At 67.1% G+C, this 20112-nt stretch carries 19 protein-coding genes and 1 riboswitch; of the genes, 5 read left to right on the top strand and 14 right to left on the bottom strand.

The features are described 5' to 3' along the window. Positions 1-5: 5 nt before the first annotated feature. Positions 6-1397, top strand: coding sequence for an MFS transporter (locus ACFRAH_RS05890; protein ID WP_377989965.1), 1392 nt, complete (start codon positions 6-8; stop codon positions 1395-1397). Here ACFRAH_RS05890 and ACFRAH_RS05885 read toward each other — a convergent pair. The 9 genes from ACFRAH_RS05885 to ACFRAH_RS05845 all read right to left on the bottom strand — a co-directional run bounded on the left by ACFRAH_RS05885 (position 1394) and on the right by ACFRAH_RS05845 (position 9453). Then, the gene (locus tag ACFRAH_RS05885) at positions 1394-1759 is read right to left on the bottom strand and encodes a fluoride efflux transporter FluC (RefSeq protein ID WP_377989964.1); all 366 of its coding nucleotides are present in this window, start codon (positions 1757-1759) and stop codon (positions 1394-1396) included. The two genes, ACFRAH_RS05890 and ACFRAH_RS05885, sit on opposite strands and share 4 nt — an antisense overlap. Beyond that, entirely contained in the window at positions 1756-2211 is a 456-nt protein-coding gene (locus ACFRAH_RS05880) for a fluoride efflux transporter FluC (protein ID WP_377989963.1), read from the bottom strand. The genes ACFRAH_RS05885 and ACFRAH_RS05880 overlap by 4 nt, the downstream gene beginning before the upstream one ends. 6 nt (positions 2212-2217) lie before the next feature. Beyond that, the gene (locus tag ACFRAH_RS05875; protein ID WP_377989962.1) at positions 2218-2931 is read right to left on the bottom strand and encodes a metal-dependent transcriptional regulator; all 714 of its coding nucleotides are present in this window, start codon (positions 2929-2931) and stop codon (positions 2218-2220) included. A gap of 10 nt (positions 2932-2941) precedes the next feature. Continuing rightward, positions 2942-3721, bottom strand: coding sequence for a class I SAM-dependent methyltransferase (locus ACFRAH_RS05870; protein ID WP_377989961.1), 780 nt, complete (start codon positions 3719-3721; stop codon positions 2942-2944). 84 nt (positions 3722-3805) lie between these two features. Further along, the gene (locus tag ACFRAH_RS05865; RefSeq protein ID WP_377989960.1) at positions 3806-5209 is read right to left on the bottom strand and encodes an aminotransferase class V-fold PLP-dependent enzyme; all 1404 of its coding nucleotides are present in this window, start codon (positions 5207-5209) and stop codon (positions 3806-3808) included. 35 nt (positions 5210-5244) lie between these two features. Next, a riboswitch (SAM riboswitch) is annotated at positions 5245-5358 on the bottom strand. 150 nt (positions 5359-5508) lie between these two features. After that, on the bottom strand, positions 5509-6321 hold the full coding sequence (gene hisN / locus ACFRAH_RS05860) for a histidinol-phosphatase (protein ID WP_003804863.1): 813 nt from the start codon (positions 6319-6321) through the stop codon (positions 5509-5511). Between the two features lie 65 nt (positions 6322-6386). Then, the gene (locus ACFRAH_RS05855) at positions 6387-7502 is read right to left on the bottom strand and encodes a ribosome small subunit-dependent GTPase A (RefSeq protein WP_377989959.1); all 1116 of its coding nucleotides are present in this window, start codon (positions 7500-7502) and stop codon (positions 6387-6389) included. Beyond that, positions 7486-8877 (bottom strand): 3-phosphoshikimate 1-carboxyvinyltransferase, encoded by a 1392-nt coding sequence (gene aroA / locus ACFRAH_RS05850; RefSeq protein ID WP_377989958.1) that lies wholly within the window; start codon positions 8875-8877, stop codon positions 7486-7488. The genes ACFRAH_RS05855 and aroA overlap by 17 nt, the downstream gene beginning before the upstream one ends. 6 nt (positions 8878-8883) lie before the next feature. Next, positions 8884-9453, bottom strand: coding sequence for a DoxX family protein (locus tag ACFRAH_RS05845; RefSeq protein WP_377989957.1), 570 nt, complete (start codon positions 9451-9453; stop codon positions 8884-8886). Positions 9454-9889: 436 nt separating this feature from the next. On the opposite strand from ACFRAH_RS05845, the gene ACFRAH_RS05840 reads away from it, so the two are divergent. Both ACFRAH_RS05840 and rsrA read left to right on the top strand, forming a co-directional pair. Further along, complete coding sequence (locus tag ACFRAH_RS05840; protein ID WP_377989956.1) at positions 9890-10618, top strand: sigma-70 family RNA polymerase sigma factor; 729 nt, start codon at positions 9890-9892, stop codon at positions 10616-10618. Then, on the top strand, positions 10615-10875 hold the full coding sequence (rsrA, locus tag ACFRAH_RS05835; protein WP_377989955.1) for a mycothiol system anti-sigma-R factor: 261 nt from the start codon (positions 10615-10617) through the stop codon (positions 10873-10875). Before ACFRAH_RS05840 ends, rsrA begins: the two co-directional genes overlap by 4 nt. A gap of 85 nt (positions 10876-10960) precedes the next feature. Here the strand turns inward: rsrA and ACFRAH_RS05830 are convergent, their stop codons facing one another. From ACFRAH_RS05830 to ACFRAH_RS05810, 5 genes are all read right to left on the bottom strand, one after another. Then, entirely contained in the window at positions 10961-11035 is a 75-nt protein-coding gene (locus ACFRAH_RS05830) for a 50S ribosomal protein bL37 (protein ID WP_369299106.1), read from the bottom strand. A 93-nt stretch (positions 11036-11128) separates the two neighbouring features. Then, positions 11129-11734: a PadR family transcriptional regulator gene (locus tag ACFRAH_RS05825; RefSeq protein WP_377989954.1), complete on the bottom strand. Its 606-nt coding sequence runs from the start codon at positions 11732-11734 to the stop codon at positions 11129-11131. Then, a complete protein-coding gene (locus tag ACFRAH_RS05820) occupies positions 11734-12561 on the bottom strand; it encodes a DUF4097 domain-containing protein (RefSeq protein WP_377989953.1) in 828 nt (275 codons plus the stop codon). Before ACFRAH_RS05820 ends, ACFRAH_RS05825 begins: the two co-directional genes overlap by 1 nt. 88 nt (positions 12562-12649) lie before the next feature. After that, a complete protein-coding gene (locus tag ACFRAH_RS05815; protein WP_377989952.1) occupies positions 12650-13249 on the bottom strand; it encodes a GDSL-type esterase/lipase family protein in 600 nt (199 codons plus the stop codon). Between the two features lie 143 nt (positions 13250-13392). Then, the gene (locus tag ACFRAH_RS05810) at positions 13393-17220 is read right to left on the bottom strand and encodes a multifunctional oxoglutarate decarboxylase/oxoglutarate dehydrogenase thiamine pyrophosphate-binding subunit/dihydrolipoyllysine-residue succinyltransferase subunit (protein WP_377989951.1); all 3828 of its coding nucleotides are present in this window, start codon (positions 17218-17220) and stop codon (positions 13393-13395) included. A gap of 362 nt (positions 17221-17582) precedes the next feature. On the opposite strand from ACFRAH_RS05810, the gene ACFRAH_RS05805 reads away from it, so the two are divergent. Both ACFRAH_RS05805 and ACFRAH_RS05800 read left to right on the top strand, forming a co-directional pair. Beyond that, entirely contained in the window at positions 17583-19022 is a 1440-nt protein-coding gene (locus tag ACFRAH_RS05805) for a hemolysin family protein (protein WP_377990052.1), read from the top strand. Continuing rightward, the gene (locus tag ACFRAH_RS05800) at positions 19019-20089 is read left to right on the top strand and encodes a hemolysin family protein (protein WP_377989950.1); all 1071 of its coding nucleotides are present in this window, start codon (positions 19019-19021) and stop codon (positions 20087-20089) included. The genes ACFRAH_RS05805 and ACFRAH_RS05800 overlap by 4 nt, the downstream gene beginning before the upstream one ends. Positions 20090-20112: the final 23 nt, after the last annotated feature.

Genomic DNA, 20112 nt, shown 5'->3' with positions numbered 1-20112 from the left:
AAGTCATGAGCGATGCCAGCCAGACCACTGCCCCCACGCGCCTCCAGCGGCAGGTATTGACGGTCGCGATCGTGGCGTCCTTCATGGCGATCCTCGACAGCTTCGTCGTCAGCCTGGCGCTGCCCGCCATCGGCAGGGAACTCGGCGGTGGTCTCCGCATCCAGCAGTGGGTGGTGGACGCTTACCTTCTGACGCTCGGCGCACTCATCCTGGCGGCCGGCTCGCTGTCGGACCATTTCGGGCGCGTGCGTGTGCTGCAGTGGGGCCTGGCAGGGTTCGCCCTGACCTCGGTTCTCTGCGGGGCGGCGTGGACGGGCGAAGTGCTGGTAGTCAGCCGGGGGCTGCAGGGGGTGGCCGGAGCGCTGCTCGTTCCCAGTTCGCTCGCGCTCATCGTCAGCCACTTTGACAGCGGCGCCCAGGGAGCGGCCATCGGCAAATGGTCGGCGTGGACAAGCGGCGCCGCCATCGTGGCCCCCCTGATCGGCGGCGTGTCCGTGGACCTGCTGTCCTGGCGGGCCATCTTCTTGGTCAATGTCCTGCCGGCGGCTGTCATCTGGCCCGTGCTGGCCAGGCTGCGGAAGGCCGACGCCGTCCCTGATGCTGCCGGCAGGATCGACATTGCGGGCGCGCTCCTGGCCGTCGTCGCGCTCGGCGGTCCCGTCTACGCGCTGATCGAGCAGGGCACGGCGGGCTGGGGAAGTCCGCAGGTCTGGCTGCCGCTGGCCGCCGGCCTCCTGGCCACGGTGCTGTTCCTCGTCCATGAGTCCCGCACGGCCGCGCCGCTCCTGCCTCTGGGCATGTTCACGGTGCGGAACTTCGGCTGGGGCAACATCGCCACGGCCGCCATCTATGGCGGTTTTTCCTTCGGTTTTTTTGCGCTGGGCATCTATATCCAGCAGGTGGGCGGCATGAAGGCGACCACCGCAGGCCTTGCGCTGCTGCCCTCGACGCTGATCCTGATGCTGCTGGCCTCGTCCTTTGGGAAGCTCGCCGGCAAGTACGGGCCGCGCTGGTTCATGACCGCCGGGCCCGTGCTGTGCGCCACCGGCTTCCTGCTCACGCTGTCCGTTGGCGGCACCCTCAACTACTGGACCCAGATCCTGCCCGGGCAGCTGGTCTTCGGCCTCGGTCTTGCCGCCACCGTGGCACCCCTGACGGCGGCCATCCTGGGATCCGTGCCGGAGAAACAGGCCGGTGTGGGGTCCGCCGTGAACAACGCGGTCTCGAGGATCGCGGGGCTGGTGTGCATCGCATTTGCCGGCCTTATCGTTGGGCCAGAACTGACGACGGCGGGCCTGCACCGTGCGCTGGTGGCCACAGCCGCGCTGCTGTTGCTGGGTGGGGCCTGCTCCGCCGTCGGGATCCGGAACCCCGTGCCGGCTGACCGTGCCGGCTAACCGCCGATGACCGCGATTCCCGCCGCGGCCGCCGCCAGCCCCAGCAGCAGATTGGCCAGCACGTTAACGGCGGCGGCCAGGTAGCGCCGTTCGCTTGCCAACCGCACCGTGGCAGTGGTCCAGGAACTGAAGGTGGTCAGCCCGCCGGCGAACCCGGTGGCCAGGGCGGAGTGCCATTCGGGGCCGAAGACTGCAGGGACGCCCACGGACAGCCCAATCACGAACGAGCCCGCCACATTCACCAGCAGGGTAGCCCATGGCCAGTGGCGCCGGGTCGACGGGAAGCCGGCCAGCCAGCCATCCACGGCGAATCGAAGCAGGGCTCCGGCGATGCCGAAGAGACCCACGAGCAGCGCCGTCACGGTCCAGCCTCGCGGGCAGCGCCGATTGCCTTGCCGGTCCGCCAGCCGGCGGCAGCCGCCGCCAGCCCCAGCACCACGGACAGTCCGAGGTAGAGAAGCCCCACGGCAGGGAATTCGGCGCGGGTCAGCTGGTCCGTGGAAAAGACGACGGCGGAGAAGGTGGTGAAGGATCCCAGCACGCCCGGCCCTATGGCGGCGCGGAGCCAGAACGCGGTGTGGGGCCGCGCGATCCAGATGGTGGTGAGGGCTGCCAGCACGAAGCTTCCCACGATATTGATGCCCAGTGTGGCCCACGGCAGGTCTCCCGGCTGGTCCGGGAACAGCACCCCCAGTGCGTACCGGAGTTCCGTGCCCAGCAGTCCGCCGACGGCGACGGCCGTCCAGACCCGCCAGCCATAGCCGGATCCGGTCGTGGGCGCGGTGCCGGTGCGGCCGGCCAGGGGAACCCGCACCTGTGCCTACAGGCCGGCCATGCGGCAGCCGGGATGTGCGGAATCGCTGTGGATCCAGAGCGCGGAGGCCACTTCGTCGGCGAGGTCAACGTCGCGGCTGGTTCCGGGGGAACCGATGCGGACCACGAGTGCGCCGCCGAAGGGCTTGCGGCCGCGCACTTCGACGTCGGCGTCGAGGCTGATCCGTTCCGCGGCGAGGTAGCGCAGCAGTTCCGGGTTCTCGTCGCTGATCCGCGTGATCCGGCCGGTGTGGCCGTCGTCGAGCTCGATCATCCGGTGGGCCGACGGCATCCGGACTGTTCCGTCGGCCGCGGGGATGGGGTCGCCGTGCGGGTCCCGGGACGGGTTGCCGAGCCGGGCCGCCAGCCGCTCAATGAAGGTATCCGAGACCGCATGCTCCAGCTGTTCGGCCTCGTCGTGGACTTCGTCCCAGCTGTAACCGAGGTCCTTGACCAGGTACGTTTCAATCAGCCGGTGCCGCCGGACCATGGAAAGGGCAAGCCGGACACCCTGCGGCGTGAGCGTGATGGCGCTGTAGGGCTTGTGGAGGACGAGGCCCTGGTCCTTGAGCTTGCGCACCATCTCGGAGACCGAGGAATTGGCCACGCCGAGCCGCTGTGCAAGCTGGGTGGAGGTGATGGGCTTGTCCTGCCATTCCGTGAAGGAATAGATGACCTTAACGTAGTCCTCGATCGAGGAGGAGGGCGTACTGGTCTTCACAGCTTCAAGCCTACCTGCTGCCACTCCGGCGTTCGGCCTTGACCGCCCGCCACGTCTGGGTGAGGTAGGGGAGCTGGAGGACCTCGCCCTGGGCATGGCCGAGATGCTCGTGCAGGTACCAGGCCAGGTTGCCGGTCACCTTTGCCCGGGTGGCGTCGTTGGCCGCGAGGTAATAACTGCGGGATTTTGCCAGTTCGAGGATGTCGTCCGGGGTGACCGGATCCTCCCACCGTGTCAGGTGGCTTTCCAGCGACGTGAATTCCGGGCCGATCTTCGGGCGGAAGTCCGGTTTGTGGACGTCCCCGGCATGCATGATGCGGGACAGCCGGTGCACCCAGGGCACGGATGTGTCCAACTGGTTCCAGATCAGGCCAAGCACGCCATGGGGCTTGAGGATGCGGGAAATTTCGGTGCTGGCCCGCAGCGGATCGCACCAGTGCCACGCCTGGGCAACGCTGACGACGTCGAACGCCGCCTCGGGAAGTCCTGTTTCCTCCGCGGTGCCCGCCAGAGCATGGACCCCGGGGTACATGCGGCTAAGCTGGTCCAGCATGTCCAGGGAAGGGTCCACGGCGCTGACGGCGAGCCCCCGGTCCACCAGCAGGGCGGTGAATTTGCCCGTTCCCGCGCCGACGTCAGCCGCGGTACGGGCCCCGGCTGGAATGAGCCAGTCCGCGGAGTCGTCCGGGTAGCCGGGACGGACGCGGTGGTAGTGCTCGCCGCCGTCCTGGAAGCTTTGCCCCAGCTCCTGCCGCCGCCCGTGATGAAGTTTGGGACCGCCCCGTGCCACGCACAGTCTCCTTAGGCCGACGTCGAAAATTACCTTTCGAATTTACCGTACGGAGAGCGAGAGGTGCTTAGTCCTGAGTACCGATCAGTCCTGGACACACGGTGCGGCGCCGGCGGTGCCGGGCGTGTTGGGTGCCCAGTCGGGGTAGGTGCGGGCGTCGTTCGCCGGAACCCAGCGCCCGGCGTCCACCACGTAGTCCCAGCCCAGGCCGGAGCGGCGGAGCTCCTCGATGCCGGCGAGCAGCCGCTGGGCGTCCTCGAGCCGTGATCCCACGCCGAAGCTGGCGCGCAGCGAACCGGACGGCAGGCCGAGGCGCTTCAGCAGCGGGTGCGCGCAGAAGCGGCCGTCGCGCAGGCCCACGCCGTGTTCGGCCGACAGGTAGGCGGCCACCAAACCGGCGTCGTAACCCTCCACGGAGAAGTTGACCACGCCGATGGCGTCATCCGGGTTGCTGTCCTCGAAGATCTGGTGGACGGTGACGCCGTCGATCCGGCGCAGCCCCTCGACGAGGAAGGACCGGATGGCGGCTTCGTGGGCGTGCCAGCTCTGCGGGTCGAGGGCAGCGATGACCTGGGTCGCGCGGGCAAGGGTGGCTGCGCCGAGGACGTTCGGTGAGCCCCCCTCGTGGCGGGCGGGGCCGGTGGCCCAGCTGACGCCGTCGAGCCTGGCCTCGCTCACGGCGCCGCCGCCCGCGAGGTGGGGGGTGCCGGCGTCGAGCCAGTCGGGGCGGCCAACGAGGACGCCGGCCCCGAAGGGGGCGTAGAGCTTGTGGCCGGAGAAGGCGAGGTAGTCGACGTCGTCCGCGGCGATGTTAACACGGCGGTGCGGTGCGAGCTGGGCGGCGTCCACCACGATCCGGGCGCCGTATTCATGGGCCAGCGCGGCGAGGCGGCGGATCGGGAGGATTTCGCCGGTGACGTTGGAGGCGCCGGTGACGGCGAGGAGGCTGATATCGCCGTGCTGCAGTTCGGCACGCAGGCTGCCGATGGTGGCCTCCAGCGTTTCCGATGCCACCACGCTGCGGTGCGGCACGCCCTGCCACGGCAGCAGGTTGGCGTGGTGCTCTATGTCCAGGTACAGCACTTCGCCGGTGTGGTGGTGGTCCTCCACCGGCAGGCAGCCGGCCAGGAGGTTCAGGGAGTCGGTGGTGTTCCGGGTGAAGATGACGGCGTCATCGGCGCGGCCGCCCACGAACTCCCGCACGACGTTCCGTGAGTTCTCGTATACGGAGGTGCTGATCTGCGAGGCATAGCCGGCGCCGCGGTGCACGCTGGCGTAGTACGGCAGGATCTCGTTGAGGTATGCGGAAACGACCGACAGCGCAGGCGCGGAGGCGCCATAGTCGAGGTTGGCGTAGCGGATGTGGCCGCCCTGGATCAGCGGAGCCTGGATTTCTGCGCCCGTGACGGCGGCCAGGGGGCGGCCGGCGGCGACAAACCGGCCGTCCAGCACATCGGCGTCGGTGGAAGAAATGATGGCAGTCGTCATGGGACCTCACTGAGAAAAGGACCCCGTGTGACGGGGATCCGCGCTTGCCGGGTCCGTTCCGGATCGGCCTGGTCGTCACCCGGGGCACCCCACCGCGAATGGAGGGTTGCCGGCCAGCTAACCGGGGTTTAGCGCTGGCACTCGTGACCTGTTACGAGACTAGGACATCCGGACAGGCGATGAAAAAGCCGGTCAAAATGTTAAGCGGATTATTACGCGGGCTGGATATTCGGCGTTCTGCCGAAGAAACGACGGCGGCCGCCCCCTAAAGTGGGCGGCCGCCGTCGTAATGTTCAGTGTCAGAGCAGGTCGTCCAGCTGCGGGTTCAGCCGCTTCAGGACTTCCGAGTGCAGGATCGAGTTGGTGGCCAGCGCGTTGCCGCCGAACGGTCCGTCGGTGCCTTCGAGGGAGGTGAACCGCCCGCCTGCCTCCGTCACGATCGGCACCAGCGCCGCCATGTCGTACAGGTTCAGTTCCGGTTCGCAGGCGATGTCCACTGCCCCTTCGGCCACCATGCAGTAGGACCAGAAGTCGCCGAAGGCGCGGGTGCGCCACACATCCTCCGTGAGCTGGAGGAACTCGTCAAGGTTGCCGCGGTCCTTCCAGCCGCCGAGGCTGGAGTAGGACAGTGAGGCGTCGGCAAGGCTGGACACATTGGAAACCTTCAGCCGCGTGGCGGCCGCGAGGGAGCGGCCCGAGTAGGCGCCGGCGCCTTTGGCCGCCCACCAGCGCTTGCCCAGCGCAGGGGCGCTGACGACGCCCACCACCGGTTCGCCCTCGTCGACGAGGGCGATCAGCGTGGCCCACACCGGCACCCCGCGGACAAAGTTCTTGGTGCCGTCGATGGGGTCGATGATCCAGCGGCGGGAACCGTGGCCGGAACTGCCGAACTCCTCACCGAGGACGGCGTCGCGGGGACGGGATCGGGACAGCTGGCCGCGGATCGACTCCTCGGCGGCCTTGTCCGCATCGGTGACCGGCGTCAGATCTGGCTTCGTCTCGATCTGAAGGTCCAGCGCCTTGAACCGGCTCATGGTCTGGTCGTCCACGGAATCGGCCAGCACATGGGCCAGACGCAGGTCATCGTTGTACGTTGAAGCGGGTTGGGTCATGGTTCCAAACTACCCTCAAAGGCCCGGCGGGGCGGGGAGGCAACGGCCGGGCGGCGCCGGGGAGGCTAGCCTACGGTGCCGAGTTCCTTGGTTTCCTGGGCCTCCGCGCGCGGGTCAGTGCCCAGCAGGCGGCGCAGGGACGCGAGCCTGGCTGCTCCCGAAGGGCCGGCGTGGCCGGCCTCGACCCAGGCATCCACGCCGCAGTTAACGGCGGTGGAATCGTGTTTGCAGCCGCGTTCGCAGGCCTCGGTGCCCGGCTCAAGGTCGGGGAAGGAGTGCAGGATGCGGTCGGGGTCGACGTGCGCCAGCCCGAACGAGCGGATGCCCGGAGTGTCGATGATCCAGCTCCCCACCGGGGCGTCGGCCAGCTTGAGGGCAAGGGCCGACGACGACGTGTGCCGCCCGCGGCCCGTCACCGCGTTCACGCCGCCGGTAGCTCGTTCGGCGCCGGTCAGTGCATTGACCATGGTGGATTTTCCGACGCCGGAATGGCCCAGCATCACCGTCACCTTCCCGTCCAGGTGGGCCCGGAGGTCGGAGACGGCGGCAACGTCGAGCCGGGCGGAGAGGCCGTCGTCGGACCGGGCGTCGATGCCGGACGCCTCGGAATCTGCGGTGCGGCTGATGATCACCGGAAAGTCGAGGTGGCGGTAGTTGCCCAGCAGCTCCGTAGGGTCCTTGACGTCCGCCTTGGTGACGAGCAGGATCGGCTCGATCCCGGCGTCGTAGGCGGCCACCAGCGCGCGGTCGATGAAGCCGGTGCGGGGTTCCGGGTTGGCGGCGGCGACAACCACCACGAGCTGGTCCGCGTTGGCCACCACGGCGCGTTCCACGGGATCGGTGTCGTCGGCGCTGCGGCGCAGCAGTGTCTTGCGGTCCTGGATTTTCACGAGCCGGGCGAGGGTGTCCGGGGCTCCGGACACATCGCCCACCAGGGAGACGAAGTCGCCGGCCACCACGGGGGAACGTCGCAGCTCCCGGGCGCGGGCGGCAATGACCGTCCGCTCGTGCCCGGAGTCCTCGCCGACGACGGCCGTGTAGCGGCCGCGGTCAACGGTGATGATCCGTCCGGTGACGGCATCCTCGTGGCTGGGTCGGTCCTTCGTCCGGGGCCGGGAACCCTTTTTGTTCGGCCGGATCCGGACGTCGGATTCGTCCCAGGAGTCAGTGCTGCGTGCCACCGGTGGTCCCCGCGGTGTTGGTAACGGCACTGCTCCGCTGGCCGAGCATGTCCGTCCACAGTTTGGGGAAGTCGGGCATGGTTTTGGACGTAGTGGCGATGTCCTGCACTTCCACGCCCCTGACCGCCAGCCCGAGGATGGCTCCGGCGGTGGCCATCCGGTGGTCCGCGTAGCTGTGCACGGTGCCGGCGTGCAGTTCCGCGGGCCGGATGATGAGCCCGTCGGCGGTTTCCTCGGCATCACCGCCGAGGCGGGTGATCTCCGTGACGAGCGCGGCCAGCCGGTCCGTTTCATGTCCGCGGAGGTGGGCGATGCCGCTCAGCCGCGAAGGGCCGGAGGCCAGGGCGCAGAGCGCGGCGACCGTCGGCGCCAGCTCGCTGGTTTCGGCGAAGTCCGCGCCCTTGATCTCACTGCCGCCGGTCACCGTCAGGGTGCCGTCTGCCAGGGTGACCGTGGCCCCCATGTCGGTAAGGATGCTGCGCCACATGTCGCCCACCTGCGTGGTGTGCTCGGGCCAGTCCGGGATGCGTACGGTACCGCCGGTGGCAAGCGCCGCAGCCAGGAACGGACCGGCATTGGACAGGTCCTGTTCGATGCGCTGGTCAAAGGCACGGATGGGGCCGGGGCTGACAATCCAGTGGTTGGGCGTGGAGTCATCCACCGCCACGCCCGCTCCGCGCAGTACCGCGATGGTCATGTTGATGTGGTCCAGGCTCGGAACCGTGCTGCCCGAATGCTCCAGGTGGAGGCCGTCCGCGAACCGTGCCCCCACCAGCAGCAGGGCGGAGACGAACTGGGAGGATGCGCTGGCGTCAATGACCAGGTGCCCGCCGCGGACCTGGCCCGAACCTTCGACGCGGAACGGCAGCGAGGCCGGCGTCCCGCCGTCGTCGCCGGTTACGGCTACCCCGAGGGCTGAGAGGGCGTCGATGATGGTCCCCATCGGCCGCTCCCGGGCATGGGGGTCGCCGTCGAAAACAGTGGCGCCGCTGCGCAGGGCCGCCAACGGCGGCACGAACCGCATGACGGTCCCGGCCAGGCCACAGTCGACGGCGACGTCCGCACCGCCGGTGTTGGCCGGAATCGGCGTCACCTCCAAGTCAGGGCCGAAGGCGCCGTCGCCGGGGACCTCCCGGATGTCCGCGCCGAGCTGGCGCAGTGCCGCGATCATGAGCGCGGAATCCCGGGAGTGCAGCGGTGCCCGGAGCCGGGAGGGGCCGTCGGCCAGCGCGGCGAGCACCAGGTACCTGTTGGTGAGCGACTTTGAGCCCGGCACGCGGACGGTGGCGTCAACCGGCTGCTCGGCGAACGGCGCGGGCCAGTGCGGAGCAGCGCCGGAGTTTTCAGCGGACGTGCCCATGGGTGATGCAGTCATTCCCGCTTATGCCCCCACCGCGTGGTCAACGGCCCGGCGGACTGCCTTGTCGGCCTTGCGGACTGCCTTGTCGGCGCTGTGGAGCGTCTTGCCGGTGCTCTTGCGTGCGTCGGCGGCGAGGTGGCCGGCGGTCTTCCGCGCGTCGGCGGCCAGGTGCTCGGCGCGCCACGCCAGGCTGGGCTTGCCGGCCGTGTCCACGGAGGCCAGCAGCACTCCGCCGGTGAGGGTGATGTTCTTGAGCAGCTGGTTCCGGCGTGCTTCCCGGCCCTCCTTGCTGCTGATGTCGGCGCTGCGCCATTCAACGAAGGCGTTCAATGCGGAGATCACCGCCAGGACCGAGGCGGCCAGCCGGGCTGATTTGCCGAGTGCGAAGAGGACGCCGGCGCCGATCTGAGTGCCTCCGATGATCCGGGCAAGGACTTTCTCGTCGGTCTGGAAAGGCAGGGCTTGAGCGGCACGGCGCAGGAGGGGCGACAGTTGCTGCGCGGTGTCGTCCGCATTCCTGAGCTTGTCCGTGCCGGCGAGGATGAAACTTGAGGCCAGCATCGGCCGGGCAAAAAAGCGGACAAAGGACATGAATTTCCTCCTGGATGGCCGAGCCGCGGTGGCCGCGGCGGAGTCGGTTCTAGTCTTGCACCTTTGCGGAATATTTGCCCACCGCGCGTCGTTGTGCTCTTTGGCCGGAAACACCGTACGTGTGAGGTTTCCGGTGTTCAGCGGCGGCTGGGGCATGGCCGGAACCGGCAGGAGCGCGGACCGCCGTACGGACGCGGGTCTTCCAGCGGGTTTTCAAGAGGGTCTTAGCAAGCGGAGTGGAGATGGAGCATTGACTTTGGTGAAGGAAGCTGTGGGGGTGCGAAGTCCCGCCAGAATGGGGCCTTTCGTGGTGCCCGAAGCCGAGGCACTGGAGGCGGGTCGTTCCTTCCCCGGGCCGGACGGCTTCGTTGGGCAGGACTATGGCACGGCACGCCGTCAAGGGCGGCCGGTGCCGATCAAAGTAGACTTGAAGGCAATGAGCACCGTGGATCCGGCCGTACAGGCCGCACAGGAGGACGCCGCCAACGGCATCCCGGAGAATGGCACGTCACCCGCCGCTGAAGCGGCAGAGGATATCGACGTCGGCTCGGAGAGCGCCGAAGCGCGCCGGGCCCGGTTCGAGCGTGACGCCATGCAGTACGTGGACCAGCTGTATTCGGCGGCCATGCGCATGGCGCGGAACCCGGCCGATGCCGAGGACCTCGTGCAGGAGGCGTACACCAAGGCGTTCTCGGCGTTCCATCAGTACAAGCCCGGCACCAACCTGAAGGCCTGGCTGTACAGGATCCTGACGAACACCTACATCAACCTGTACAGGAAGCGCCAGCGGGAGCCCCTGCAGTCCAATTCGGACACCATCGAGGACTGGCAGCTTGCCCGTGCCGAATCCCATACCTCCAGCGGTCTGCGGTCTGCCGAGGCCGAGGCGTTGGACCACCTGCCCGACTCGGACGTCAAGCGGGCCCTGCAGGCCATTCCGGAGGAGTTCCGGCTTGCCGTGTACTTCGCGGACGTCGAGGGTTTCGCTTACAAGGAAATATCAGACATCATGAACACCCCCATCGGCACTGTGATGTCCCGGCTCCACCGGGGCCGGAAGATGCTGCGGGACATGCTGGCGGACTACGCCGCCGACCGGGGATTCAAAGCTGCTGCGGACGTCTCGACGGCAGCCGAAGGCAACAATCAGGAGAGCGGGAAATGAGCGACTGCCAGGGATTGGGCGACTGCGATGACACCAGGATGCAGCGCATCTACGAGTATCTGGACGGGGCCTTGACCCGCAGTGACCTTGCGGAGATCAAGCAGCACCTGGACGAGTGCCCCGAATGCAGCCAGCAGTACGACCTGGAGTGCGTCATTCGGAAAGTGGTGAAGCGCTCCTGTACCGAGGCTGCTCCGGAAAACCTGAAGAACGCCATCCTCCAGCGGATCCACGCGATTCGGCCGGTGGACGCCTGACGGGATTGCCGCTCTTAAACGCGATGCCCCCGCTACCTTGCCGGTAGCGGGGGCATCGTGTTTAAGCTTCGGTTCAAGCCGTGGCTTAGGTGTTGGGGCGCTTCCCGTGGTTCGCGCCGCCACGCTTACGGTCACGACGCTTACGTGCACGCTTGCTCATAGCTGGCCTCCTTAATCTCGTTACCCAAAAGAGTTGCCCTCCAGTCTCCCATATCGGCGGACAGGCCGCGAACTGGCGGCAGCGATGGTCTGCCTACAACGAGTTACGGATCGCGACTCGGGCCTGGTCCAGGACTGTCCGTACCGTTTCGAGGGCCACTGGAGTCATGGGCCGGGCACTGGATTGCAGGCGCAGCTCCGCGCGCATGTCGTCACGGAACCCCTGCAGCAGCATCTCCGCCTCCTTGAGCATGCGCTGCCCCTCCGCCGTGAAGCGGCCCTGGGCCGCCGCGTCCGCCGACCTGGCGGCCGTGCGGGCCGCTTCCGCCGTGGCCGCCAGGTCCGCGCGCAGCCCGCGCATGTTGCTGCGGATGTCGGCGCGGAGGTCGTCGGCGAGCCGGCGGACGGATGCCGCAATGTCGTTCTCCACGGTCTCCACCTCCCCGCGCCGGCTGTTCAGTTCAGCCAGGCCCGCGGCGGTAATGCGGTAGTTGGTGCGGCGGCCCTGGGATTCCGTGGCCACCAGGCCTTCCTCCTCCAGCTTGCCCAGACGCGGATAGATGGTGCCGGCGCTGGGGGAGTAGGTGCCGCCGAACCGGTCGCTGAGGGCCTTGATGAGTTCATATCCATGCTTGGGGCCCGATTCGAGCAGCGCCAGCAGATACAGCCGCAGGGCGCCGTGGGCAAAGACGGGAGGCATCAGAGCGTCGGTTCCGTGGCCGCCGGCGCCTGGCCGTGGAAGATGGACGTCTTCCCGGAAACCGAGTTGGTGCGGACCAGCATGAGTTTGGCGTCCGGGCCCGAGATGGTCTGAACCTTGCCGCCGGGGTGGCCGTATTTCCGGTCGTCGATGACCACCGGCCCGCTGGCGGACTGGGCCACGATGTCCACGCCAACGTCATGCGGGACGCGGACTGTGAGGTCGCCGGACACCGAGTTCGCGCCGAAGTCGTGGGTGAAGCCGTGCAGGTCGAAGCTCATGTCGCCGCTGACGGTATTGGCCCGGATGTTGCTGAACTGGCCGGAGGCCGTGACCTCGCCCGAGACGCTCTTGGCCGTGAGGACGCCGCTGTGGTTGCGGGCGATCACTTCGCCGCTGACGGTGTTCACATGCAGGTCGCCGGAGGTCCCGTCGGCCAGGAGCGAACCGGTCACGGTGCTCAGCCGGGTCCGGCCGTGGATGCCGGAGACCAGTCCGTCGCCGCTGACGGTGCCGGCCTCGACCTCGACGCCGGCAGGAACGGCGATGCTGATGAGCGCGGAGTTGTTGCTGCTGTTGTTGACTGAACCCATCAGGTTCTTGAACCAGCCCTGGGGTCCGTGCAGCTGGTGGCGCACTTCCAGGCGGCCGCCGGTGACTGAGACCGCCAGGGGGTCGCCGTGGACCTCCGACACCTCGATCCGGACGGCAGGCTCGTCGTGGGTGACGACGTCAAACCTGCCCCGGACGATGCCCACCTTGAGGTGCGAAACGCCGTCGACCTCTATGGTCTGCGGACCGGTGACGGTCCAGGAATTCTCTTCCATGGTTCCTCCACTTGCGATATATCGTGACTGTGGAAGACACGCTACGCCGAGGGCGCGCGAAGATCAAGATATATCGTGAATGGCCTTCCTACTCCGGCGCCTCCATGCCGAGCCACTGGAACCAGCCCCGGTGCAGGACCAGCCACGCCATCAGGCCGTAGCCGGCCTGGCCGGGGGTGCCTCCGTTGGCTGCAAGGTCCTGGCGCCACTGCTCATGATTCAGGAGCGGCGAAAAGGTGTCCACGTAGAGGTGCTTGCGCCGGGTGGTCACGTCGGCGAAGGCGGTGTTCAGCTCTCCGAGGCGGCGGTTCTGCACGGGATCGAGTGTTGGCGGCGGGCCGACGACGAAGACCTCAAGCCGCTTCTGGGTGGCTGAATCCAGGATGTTGGCGAGATTGAGCCTGCTCCGGGCGGTGGACAGCCCAAACTCTATGTCCCGGCCGGAAAGCCCGATGACCAGGCGGTTCTCGTGCAGATCGCTGAACCTGCGGCCGGCCTCCTCCAGCCAGCGGGCTGACAGGCCCTCGGTGCCTTCCTGCGGGCACGGAAGGGAAAAGCTCTCCACCGTCATGCCGTCCTGCGGAGTGCGGGCGAGCACCCGGCCCAGCCACCCCAGCGCCCGGGGATCGCCGAGCCCGGCGAGCAGTTCATCTCCAACAGCTGCAATTCGCAGCTTCCTGTCTTCCACTACTACCTCTTCACTTGTTGGGAGGGCGTGTCCCGGACACGGACCGTTTACGTGCCAACGCTAAAGGTCTATTAACTCACGCCGATTAAACAGAACTGCCCGGCTGGAACGGTATGTCACCGTCCGGCCGGGCAGCTGTTCTGCTACTTACGGGCGAAAGCCTGCTTCAGGAGCGCGTCCTGCTCCGCAGCGTGGCGCTTCATGGAGCCGGCCGCGGTGGAAGCCGAAGCCGGGCGGGAAACCAGGCGCACCTTCCGGTCCAGTGCGGTGGGCAGGTGCAGACCCATGAAGGGCCACGGACCCTGGTTGGCGGGCTCATCCTGCGCCCACACAACTTCCGCGTTCGGGTACTTGGCCAGTTCGGCTTCGATCTCCTCCTGCGGCAGCGGGTACAGCTGCTCGACGCGGATGATCGCCGTCGACTTGTCGCCTGTCTTCTGCCGCGTGGACAGCAGATCGTAGTACAGGCGGCCGGAGACCAGGAGTACGCGCTCGACGTCCTCCGCCCTCAGCAGCTCGTGCTCGGCGATCACCGGGCGGAAACCGCCGGTGGTGAAGTCCTCCACGGACGAAGCGGCGGCCTTGAGGCGCAGCAGCTGCTTCGGCGTGAAGATGATGAGCGGCTTGCGGGGCCGGCTGTAGGCCTGGCGGCGCAGCAGGTGGAAGTGCGAGGCCGCCGTCGTCGGGTTGGCGACGATGATGTTTTCCTCGGCACACAGCTGCAGGAAGCGTTCGATCCGGGCCGAGGAGTGGTCCGGGCCCTGTCCTTCGTAGCCGTGCGGAAGCATCAGCACGAGCGACGAGCGCTGGCCCCACTTCTGCTCGGCGGACGAGATGAACTCATCGATGATGGTCTGCGCGCCGTTGACGAAGTCACCGAACTGCGCCTCCCACAGGACCAGGGCGTCGGGCCGCTCCACGGAGTAGCCGTATTCGAAGCCCATGGCCGCGTACTCGGACAGCAGGGAGTCGTAGATCCAGAGCTTGGCCTGGTTGTCCGACAGGTTGCCCAGCGGCAGCCACTCGTTGCCGTTGGCGCGGTCGTGGAACACGGCGTGGCGCTGCACGAACGTGCCGCGCCGGGAGTCCTGGCCGGCGAGGCGGACCGGGACGCCTTCCATGATCAGCGAACCGAAGGCCGCGATTTCGCCGAAGCCCCAGTCAATGCCGCCTTCACGGGACATCTGTTCACGCTTCTCCAGCAGCTGCTTGAGCTTGGCGTGGACGGTGAAGCCCTCGGGGATCTCCACGTGCGCCTTGCCGATGCGGGCCAGGGTGTCGGCCGAGATGGCCGTCGACGCCGGGGCGTTCGTTCCGATGTCCGACTGCTGGGCCTGGGGACGCTCGATGTCCGATACCGCTGCCGAGTCGGCAGTGATGATCGGAATGGGCGAGGTCTGGGCCGCGTGCGTCTCGGCGAAGACGCGCTCGAGGCGCTCCTGGTAGTCGCGGAGCAGCTGCTCGGCTTCTTCCTCGGTGATGTCACCGCGGCCGATCAGGGACTCGGTGTAGAGCTTGCGGACGGAGCGCTTGGCCTCGATGAGGTTGTACATCAGCGGCTGCGTCATCGAGGGGTCGTCGCCCTCGTTGTGGCCACGGCGGCGGTAGCAGACCATGTCGATGACAACGTCCTTGTGGAACCGCTGGCGGAACTCGTAGGCGAGCTGGCCGATGCGGACAACTGCCTCGGGGTCGTCGCCGTTCACATGGAACACCGGAGCCTGGATCATCTTGGCGACGTCCGTGGAGTACGTGGACGAACGCGAGGACGAAGGCGCAGTGGTGAAGCCGACCTGGTTGTTGACCACGATGTGGATGGTTCCGCCGGTGCGGTAGCCGCGCAGCTGGGACAGGTTGAGCGTTTCCGCCACAACACCCTGGCCGGCGAAGGCAGCGTCACCGTGGACCATGATGGGCAGCACGGGGAACGACTGGCCCTGGTCCAGGCGGTCCTGCTTGGCGCGGACGATGCCCTCCAGGACCGAGTCAACGGCCTCGAGGTGGGACGGGTTGGCGGCGAGGTAGACCTTGGTCTCCTTGCCGTTGTCCGACGTGAACGTGCCCTCGGTGCCGAGGTGGTACTTGACGTCGCCGGAGCCCTGCACGGAGCGCGGGTCCTGGGTCCCTTCGAATTCGCGGAACACCTGGGCGTAGGTCTTGCCGGCGATGTTGGTCAGCACGTTCAGGCGGCCGCGGTGGGCCATGCCGATCGCAACCTCGTCCAGTGCGTCGTCGGCAGCGTCGGAGATGATCGCATCCAGCAGCGGAATCAGCGATTCGCCGCCCTCAAGCGAGAACCGCTTCTGGCCCACGAACTTGGTCTGCAGGAAGGTCTCGAAGGCCTCTGCGGCGTTCAGCTTGGAGACGATGCGCAGCTGCTCGTCGCGGCTGGGCTTGGAGTACGGGTGCTCCAGCTGGTCCTGGAACCACTTGCGCTCGGCCGGATCCTGAATGTGCATGTACTCGATGCCGGTGGTGCGGCAGTAGGCGTCACGGAGCACGCCCAGGATGTCGCGGAACTTGAGCATCGGCTTGCCGCCGAAGCCGCCCGTGGGCCACTCGCGGTCCAGGTCCCACAGGGTCAGGCCGTAGGTCAGGACGTCGAGGTCCGGGTGCTTGCGCTGGACGTACTCAAGCGGATCGGTGTCCGCCATGAGGTGGCCGCGGACGCGGTAGGAGTGGATCAGCTGCTGGATCCGGGCAACCTTGTTGATCTCGTCGGCGGGGTCGACCTGCAGGTCGGGGCTCCAGCGGACGGGCTCGTAAGGAATGCGGAGGGCTTCGAAGATCTCGTCGTAGAAGTTCTGCGCGCCGAGGAGCAGTGAGTGGACGAGCTTGAGGAATTCGCCGCTGCCTGCACCCTGGATGACGCGGTGGTCGTAGGTGGAGGTCAGGGTGAGGATCTTGCTGATGGCGTTCTGGGCGATGATCTTCTCGCTCGCGCCCTGCCACTCGGCCGGGTAATCGAGGGCGCCGACGCCGATGATGGCGGCCTGGCCCTTCGAGAGGCGGGGCACGGAGTGTACGGTGCCGATGCCGCCCGGGTTGGTCAGCGACACGGTGGTGCCGGCGTGGTCGTCTGCCGTCAGCTTGCCGTTGCGGGCGCGCTTGATCAGGTCTTCATAGGTGTGCCAGAACTCCGCGAAGTTCATGGTCTCGGCCTTCTTGATGTTGGGAACCATCAGGAGGCGGGTGCCGTCGGGCTTGGGCATGTCGATGGCGATGCCGAAGTTCACATGCGCCGGCTGGACCGCTACGGGCTTGCCGTCGATCTCGTCGTAGTACACATTCATGGACGGGAACTGGGAGAGGGCCCGGACCACGGCGTAGCCGATGAGGTGGGTGAAGGAGACCTTGCCGCCGCGGGCGCGGGCCAGGTTGGAGTTGATGACAACGCGGTTGTCGATCAGGAGCTTGGCCGGAACCGCGCGGACGCTGGTGGCCGTCGGCACCTCAAGGCTGGTGACCATGTTCGACGCAATGGCCTTGGCCGGTCCGCGGAGGACGGAAACGACGTCTTCCTCGGGGGCGGTCGGAGCCTTGACGTTCTTGGGCAGCTGGGCCGGGATGGGCTGGGCGCCGGTGCCCGCCTCGGTCTTCTTCGCGCCGTCGCGGGCCACCGTAGCGGGAGCCTTCTTGGCGGGTGCGGGCTGGGCGGGGGCTGCTGCCGGCGCCGGTGCCGGAGTTGCCGCAGGCGCCTGTGCCGCGGGGGTAGCGGATGCCGGTGCCTGCGCGGGCGCCGGGGGAGTGACGACGGGCAGTTCGCGGGTAGACGGATTGGCCGCCGGTGCCGTCACGGCCGGCGTGCCGTTGGAAGATGGACCGCTGCCGCTGTCGAATGATTCGAACAGGGGCCACCACTTGGCATCGACCGTATTCTTGTCCTGCTGGTAACGCTCGTACAGTTCGTCGACGAGCCACTCGTTCCCACCAAATTCCTCTGGCAGACGGTGGCTAGGCTGCTCTGGCACTTGAAATACGCCTCTTCCATGAGTTTGATTTCCCTCTGGTCGCCTAAGGTGCCACGGCACAACTATCGAACCAGTTTCTGTGTCCTATGAACCCAGACCTTTGCCAGTCTAGTGACCGTTCCGGCTTAACTGCCAATAACCGTGACCCAAATCATGCACCATCCGGATTATGGCGAAACGCCCCTCCAAACGAGCCCGGAACGGTGACCTTTTTGCCATCCGGCGACGCTGCTTCCAGACGGGCCGGATGAGCAGCTTCGGCCCTCTGTGGCGGAACGCTGCTCCTGTAGACTGCAATCCTTATGGACAGTGAATATAGGTGCCATGGACGGTAAATCCGGGTGCCGGCCCGGGGGCCCATGATGGAGTGGCTCCTTGTTGCCGCCGGCCTGCTGCTCATCCTGGGAACCGGCTTCTTCGTCGCCGTCGAATTTTCCCTTATTGCACTGGACCAGCCCACGGTGCAGCGTGCCGTTGACGACGGCGACGCTGCCGCAGTGCCGCTGCTGAAGTGCCTGAAATCCCTGTCCACGCAGCTGTCCAGCTGCCAGCTGGGCATCACCATGACCACACTCCTGACGGGCTATGTCATGGAGCCGTCCGTCGGAGCGCTGCTCGAGGTGCCCATAGCCGCCGTCGGCATCCCGGAGCCGGTGGCCGGTTCCGTGTCCCTGGTGGTGGCGATGGTGATAGCCACGGGACTGTCAATGCTCCTGGGCGAGCTGGTTCCCAAGAACATGGCCATTGCCCTCGCATTCCGCATCGGCCGCTCCCTGGCGCCGCCCCAGCTGGTCTTCACCGCCATTTTCAAGCCCGCCATCGTGGTGCTGAACGGTTTCTCGAACAAGGTCCTGAATATCTTCGGGCTGGAGGCCAAGGAAGAGATTTCCGGCGCCCGTACGCCGGCGGAGCTGGCCTCCCTGGTGCGCAGGTCCGCGGCCATGGGCACGCTCGATCCCGGGACGGCGAACTTCATTGCCCGCACGCTGAACTTCTCCGGCCGCAGCGCAGCTGACGTAATGACCCCGCGCATCCGGGTCGAAACCATCGACGCCGACCAGCCGGTCTCGGACATCATCGACGCGGCCCGCCGCAGCGGATATTCGCGCTTTCCCGTCATCGGTGAATCAGCGGACGACATCCGCGGGCTGGTGCACGTCAAGAAAGCCATCGCCGTTCCTCCCGACCGCAGGCGAAAGCTCGAGGCAGGAGCCATCATGACGGATGTCCTCCGGGTGCCCGAAACCATCCACCTCGACGCCCTGCTTGCCGAGCTGAGGGAGGGCAACCTGCAACTGGCCGTGGTGCTGGATGAGTATGGCGGAACTGCCGGTATCGCCACGCTGGAGGACCTGGTCGAGGAGATCGTGGGCGAAGTGGCCGACGAGCACGACAAGGTCAGGCCCGGGCTGCTGCAGAGCGCTTCGGGTGACTGGTACTTTCCGGGCCTGATGCGGCCGGACGAGCTCTCGGAACAGATCCCCGGCCTCACCGTCCCCGACGAGGCGGCCTACGAGACGGTGGGCGGGTATGTCATGAGCGAGCTTGGACGGATACCCGAGGTTGGGGACACGGTGGAGGTGGGCGGCGGGACGCTCAGCGTCACCCGGATGGATGGCAGGCGGATCGACCGGATCTGCTTCCGGCCCCACCGCGAACCCGGCCTTGGCCGGCCAGACATTTCCGCTCCGGGACAGCAGTCCGGGGGCCACGGCCCGTCGAAGCGCGGGACGGCCAACCATGGCAGGTCCGGGAACGGCAAGGCCGGGAATGGCAAGACAATGAACGGCGGCCGGTCATGAGCGATTGGGCGGGACTGCTCTGGCTGGTGCTGCTGCTCCTGGGCAACGCCTTCTTCGTGGCGGCGGAGTTTGCCGTCATGTCCGCGCGCCGGAGCCAGATTGAGCCCCTCGCGGACGAAGGCGTCGTGCGCGCGCAGACAACCCTTCGGGCCATGGAGAATGTTTCGCTGATGCTGGCGTGCGCCCAACTCGGCATCACGGTGTGCTCGCTGCTGATCCTGCTGGTGGCGGAGCCGGCGATACACCACCTGCTGGCGGCGCCCCTTGCCGGACTGGGGGTGCCGACGGAAGTTGCCGATGTTTCAGCGTTCGCTGTCGCCCTGATGCTGGTGACGTTCCTGCACGTGACGTTCGGGGAGATGGTGCCCAAGAACATTTCGGTGTCCGTTGCGGACAAGGCAGCACTCCTCCTGGCTCCGCCGCTGATGTTCGTGGCACGGATCGTCAACCCGGTCATTGCCGCGCTGAACTGGTCCGCGAACCACATCCTGAAGGTGATGCGGATTGAGCCCAAGGATGAGGTCACTTCCACGTTCACGCTGGAAGAGGTGCAGTCCATCGTGCAGGAGTCCACACGGCATGGCCTGGTGGATGACGACGCGGGACTCATCACCGGCGCCCTCGAATTTTCGGAGTATACGGCGGGAAGTGTCATGGTTCCGCTGGAGCGGCTGGTCATGCTGAAGTCCTCAACGTCGCCCTTGGAATTTGAGAAGGCCGTCAGCCGCACCGGCTTTTCCCGGTTCCCGATGCTGGACGATGACGGCCTGCTGGCCGGCTACCTCCATATCAAGGACGTGCTTGCCATTCCGGAAGCCGGCTACGGGCAGCCCATCGCGGAAAACCGCATCCGTTCCCTGGCCAATCTCTCGCGGGACGATGAGATTGAACAGGCCATGTCCGTGATGCAGCGGTCCGGCTCGCACCTGGCACGCGTCATCGGCCCGGACGGGCAGACCGAAGGCGTGCTGTTCCTGGAGGATGTGATCGAGCAGCTCGTGGGCGAGATCAGGGACGCAACCCAGGCAAAGGGCATCCGCAGGCTGGGAACGCCCGACGGCGAATAGGATCCTAAATAGGAATCATTCCT

Source organism: Arthrobacter sp. NPDC056727 (genome assembly GCF_042790555.1).
GTDB lineage: Bacteria > Actinomycetota > Actinomycetes > Actinomycetales > Micrococcaceae > Arthrobacter.
This window is presented reverse-complemented; position numbering and strand designations above follow the sequence as displayed.

Bases quoted from the DNA above. Each gene is read 5' to 3' on its own strand.
- ACFRAH_RS05890 (WP_377989965.1), top strand. From the start codon at position 6: ATGAGCGATGCCAGCCAGACCACTGCCCCCACGCGCCTCCAGCGGCAG.
- ACFRAH_RS05865 (WP_377989960.1), bottom strand. From the start codon at position 5,209: ATGACGACTGCCATCATTTCTTCCACCGACGCCGATGTGCTGGACGGC.
- hisN (WP_003804863.1), bottom strand. From the start codon at position 6,321: ATGACCCAACCCGCTTCAACGTACAACGATGACCTGCGTCTGGCCCAT.
- aroA (WP_377989958.1), bottom strand. From the start codon at position 8,877: ATGACTGCATCACCCATGGGCACGTCCGCTGAAAACTCCGGCGCTGCT.
- ACFRAH_RS05845 (WP_377989957.1), bottom strand. From the start codon at position 9,453: ATGTCCTTTGTCCGCTTTTTTGCCCGGCCGATGCTGGCCTCAAGTTTC.
- ACFRAH_RS05840 (WP_377989956.1), top strand. From the start codon at position 9,890: ATGAGCACCGTGGATCCGGCCGTACAGGCCGCACAGGAGGACGCCGCC.
- rsrA (WP_377989955.1), top strand. From the start codon at position 10,615: ATGAGCGACTGCCAGGGATTGGGCGACTGCGATGACACCAGGATGCAG.
- ACFRAH_RS05825 (WP_377989954.1), bottom strand. From the start codon at position 11,734: ATGCCTCCCGTCTTTGCCCACGGCGCCCTGCGGCTGTATCTGCTGGCG.
- ACFRAH_RS05820 (WP_377989953.1), bottom strand. From the start codon at position 12,561: ATGGAAGAGAATTCCTGGACCGTCACCGGTCCGCAGACCATAGAGGTC.
- ACFRAH_RS05805 (WP_377990052.1), top strand. From the start codon at position 17,583: ATGGAGTGGCTCCTTGTTGCCGCCGGCCTGCTGCTCATCCTGGGAACC.
- ACFRAH_RS05800 (WP_377989950.1), top strand. From the start codon at position 19,019: ATGAGCGATTGGGCGGGACTGCTCTGGCTGGTGCTGCTGCTCCTGGGC.